At 41.1% G+C, this 3,632-nt stretch carries 3 protein-coding genes and 1 pseudogene; 3 read left to right on the top strand and 1 reads right to left on the bottom strand.

The window, feature by feature from the left end; genetic code table 11:
- The coding region (locus tag AC2JBO_RS43830; RefSeq protein WP_496959893.1) for a substrate-binding domain-containing protein at positions 1-512 on the top strand (512 nt) is incomplete at its 5' end.
- Positions 513-603: 91 nt separating this feature from the next.
- Positions 604-1,675, top strand: a pseudogene (locus tag AC2JBO_RS43825) (PstS family phosphate ABC transporter substrate-binding protein).
- Here the strand turns inward: AC2JBO_RS43825 and AC2JBO_RS43820 are convergent.
- Positions 1,672-2,391, bottom strand: a complete 720-nt coding sequence (locus AC2JBO_RS43820) for a Crp/Fnr family transcriptional regulator (RefSeq protein WP_096536235.1) — start codon at positions 2,389-2,391, stop codon at positions 1,672-1,674. The pseudogene AC2JBO_RS43825 and the gene AC2JBO_RS43820 overlap by 4 nt on opposite strands.
- 309 nt (positions 2,392-2,700) lie before the next feature.
- On the opposite strand from AC2JBO_RS43820, the gene AC2JBO_RS43815 reads away from it, so the two are divergent.
- Entirely contained in the window at positions 2,701-3,510 is an 810-nt protein-coding gene (locus AC2JBO_RS43815) for a DALR anticodon-binding domain-containing protein (protein WP_496959892.1), read from the top strand.
- Positions 3,511-3,632: the final 122 nt, after the last annotated feature.

Here is a 3,632-nt window from a genome sequence, read left to right as displayed (position 1 = left end):
CAGGTAAAATCAAAAACTGGCAGCAAGTCGGAGGTCCAAACTTACCGATAACACCTTACTCACGACGCCTAGAGGATGGAGGAACAATTGAGTTCTTTCATGATAATGTTTTAAGCAAAGAAAACTTCGGTGCCAACGTTCAGTTTGTTTCAACTACGACAGATGGGTTAAGACAACTTGAAAAAAACGAAGGTGGTATTTACTACGCCTCCGCGCCAGAAGTTGTAGGGCAATGTCAAATTAGACCATTGCCTATCGGGCGCCAAGCTACACAACTAGTAGCACCATACTCTGAACCACTTATACAGCCATCCGAATGTCCAACCAAGCGTAATCAAATTAATGTTGATGCTTTTAAAACTGATAGATACCCAATTACTAGACGCCTATTCGTAATAGTTAAGAAAAATAATCAAACCGACGAGGAAGCAGGAAGAGCATATGCATCAATGCTTCTTACCGAGCAAGGACAAGAATTAATATCCAAAACTGGCTTTGTAAGAATCAAGTAGGGTGCGTGACGCTACTAACAACCAAAACGAAGCGATAGTCAAGTAGCGTCACGCACCAAAGCAAAAGTGAATTCAGCAGTTAAGAATTAATATGTCACAAAAGAATGAAACACCTATTTTAGTATTATCGCTTCTGATCACAATAGCTTTAATAGCTGGTGGTATCTGGTGGTTTAATAAAAGATTTGCGGGTATCGATAACAACTCAAACAATATCAACAATACAAATACACCAGCATCAAAAGCTAGTGGTACAAATTTTGCTACAGTCCAAAATGTGCCAACAGGATTATTTAACTACGGTGGCAGCACCTCTTGGGCGCCAATCCGTGTATCTGTTGATTCACAAATCCGAAAAGAAAGACCTGAATTCTGACTTCGCTACGTTGAACCAAACAACCTAACACCAGGTTCCGGTACAGGAATACAGTCGCTTATCGACGGTTAGCTAACATTCGCTCAATCATCTCGACCAATTCTTGACAAAGAAATATAACGTGCGAAAACGAGCGGATTTGAAATGAAACAAATCGCAGTTGCCATTGATGGATTAGCAGTAGCTGTCAACCCAAACTTAAATATCTCAGGATTAACAATTGACCAACTTAAGTCTATTTATACATGGAAAGTAAATAATTGGAAAGAATTGGGTGGCACGTCCATTCCAATTAAACCCTACTCACGCCGCGTCGAAGACGGTGGAACTGTGGAACAATTTGTCCAAGATATTCTTGGTGGACAAGCATTTGGCTCAAATGTAGAATTTGTCTCGACTACAACCCAAGCGCTACAAAAGGTTGGTGCTAGTCCAGGTGGTATTTACTTTGCTTTTGCCCCAGAAGTCGTTCCTCAATGTTCAATCAAACCAGTACCGTTGGGGCGCAAGTAAGGTTCTTACGTTGCTCCATACACTGAAACATTCATCCTCCCAGCAGAATGTCCAGGTAAACGCAACAAATTGAACATTGAGGCATTTCAATCTGGCAAGTACCCAATTACACGCAATCTGTTTGTGGTGGTCAAACAGAATGGTCAAATTGAGCAACAAGTAGGTGATGCTTACGTGCGCCTTACTTCTTACTGAGCAGGGGCAGGAATTAATATCTCAAACTGGGTTTGTAAAAATTCGCTCTTCCCCTGCTGACTATTTAATTAAATTTTAGCTGGCGCGGTTAATGGACTCAGCAGGTAGGCAGATGAGATTATCCCCCTGAGTTAATATCAAACCGCGTTGACGCAATTTGCCCATTAAACGAGTTACAGTAACGCGCGTTGAACCAATCGCGCTACCAATTTGGGCATGAGTTAGAGGGAATGGCAAGCAGTAACCACGAATTACATCTGGGTCAGTATCACTCATCGCCGGCTCACCGTATTCCTCAATTAACAAAGTTAAGAAACCGAGGAGTCGGTCTATAGTACGGCGTTGTCCCAAAGCACTCAGCCACAATAACTTGCGCTGGTGCTGATACCTGAAGGCATCCATTACTTCGCGACGGAAGTGAGGCCAGTTGTCCAAATCATGCCAATACATCCACAACACTGCTGTTTGATCAACGTGCGCGTAAGCTTGGAGTGTGAAAGGTGACTGAGCAACTATTTCAAACGGTTGTCCGGCACCAACGAACCCTAAGAAAGCTTCTTCGGGAGTTCGATTAATACGACGGGACGTTAACTGACTGGCTGTAGCACTAACTTGTGCAGTTCCTACCATGCGGATAGCACCTCTTTGCACTAAGTACAACAATCCAGGTCTAGCTGGAATGCGCTCATCTTTGCTGAAAGTGCGGCAGCGGTAGTGTTCTTGCGCCCAGTCAAGAATACGTTGCCAGGTTAAGAAAGGACGTGATGCTTCTGAAAAGGAGGATGGAGATTGCATAGGTAACAAAGAGCGTTCGGCTGAAGACAAAGACAGGCGTCAAAAAAAAGTGCAAGGAGTGTCTTTGTGTTGGCAAGTCGCGGCTTAACACCTAACGTGCCAGCCATGAACAGAGTAGAATTTAAACTCTACTACGAAGTCATACTTTTACTGTACAATGTTGGTAGTAAAATTTACCCATTTATTTAGGAACTTAACGAAATTCTTATTTTTCTCTTTATAATGTAAATTTACGTCGAAAGGTGGATTGACGTAAAAACACATATTTGGTAGTCGATTCAATTGTCATCCGAGAACTATGTGTATAAAATGTTATCAGTTAGCAAATACACAGCAATCAAACAGCTAGTAAGCAGTCATATAGTTAGTGCATTAAGTATTTATACTAGTGAAAAAAAGTTTTTAGAAGTAGCTGAATCTGACATTGCGGTATACAAAAGTAGAGAAATTTGTAAAGTTTTGTATATTTCAGGGGTAGCTTTAAAGCTCGCAAAAGCTTATAGCATAAGCGCTTCAACGATTGCGAATCAAGTAGTCTCTCATTTTTATGAATGTAAAGATAATTTTCAGGTCAAGGTAGCAGACAATAATTCGATTCATATCGAAGTCGCTGATAGTGTAGTAGGCGCCTTCCTGCAAAGTTTGGTTTCTCTCAATCAAAATTTTTCCTCCTGCCCTTCGCCCACTTCCATACTCGAACACTCCCACATTCCCACATTCCCTATTCAATATGCCCACGCGCGCTGTGAGTCTCTACTGCGGCTAGCTATTCGCTCTGGGTTAATATCATTCGATAAGCCTTTACAAATTCCTTGGTTAAACAGTCAAGGTAAACTTCGCTTAAACTCAAAAGAGTCACAGCGTTTAATTGCTAACCTAGTGCAAGTAGTAGATGATTTTGTGTGCTGTGATGTTCGTTGTGATTCCCACTGGCATTCCAATGGGTTAAATTTAAGTAAAGCTTTTGAAACTTTTTGGCGCCATAGTCGTGTCTTTGGTGAAGTCAAAGCCGAACTAGAACTAACCGAAGCACGTTTGGGATTGATAGTAGCCACTCAAACAATATTAAGATTTTTGTTAGAAGAGAAATTAGGTATTGTTGCTTGGTTTGAACTTTAAATTTATATAATCGGAGCAACTGTGAATATTAATAATTAACCAAGTAGCGTTCGTGCGTCAGTAAGCTAATATTAAAAATATAAAAACTTTTGTAAAAGCTATTGACTCATCAAGGTGGTCAG

The organism is Calothrix sp. CBUCES-K 9914, assembly GCF_059640475.1.
This window is presented reverse-complemented; position numbering and strand designations above follow the sequence as displayed.

Coding starts and splice junctions, on each gene's coding strand:
- AC2JBO_RS43820 (WP_096536235.1), bottom strand. CDS start 2,391: ATGCAATCTCCATCCTCCTTTTCAGAAGCATCACGTCCTTTCTTAACC.
- AC2JBO_RS43815 (WP_496959892.1), top strand. CDS start 2,701: ATGTTATCAGTTAGCAAATACACAGCAATCAAACAGCTAGTAAGCAGT.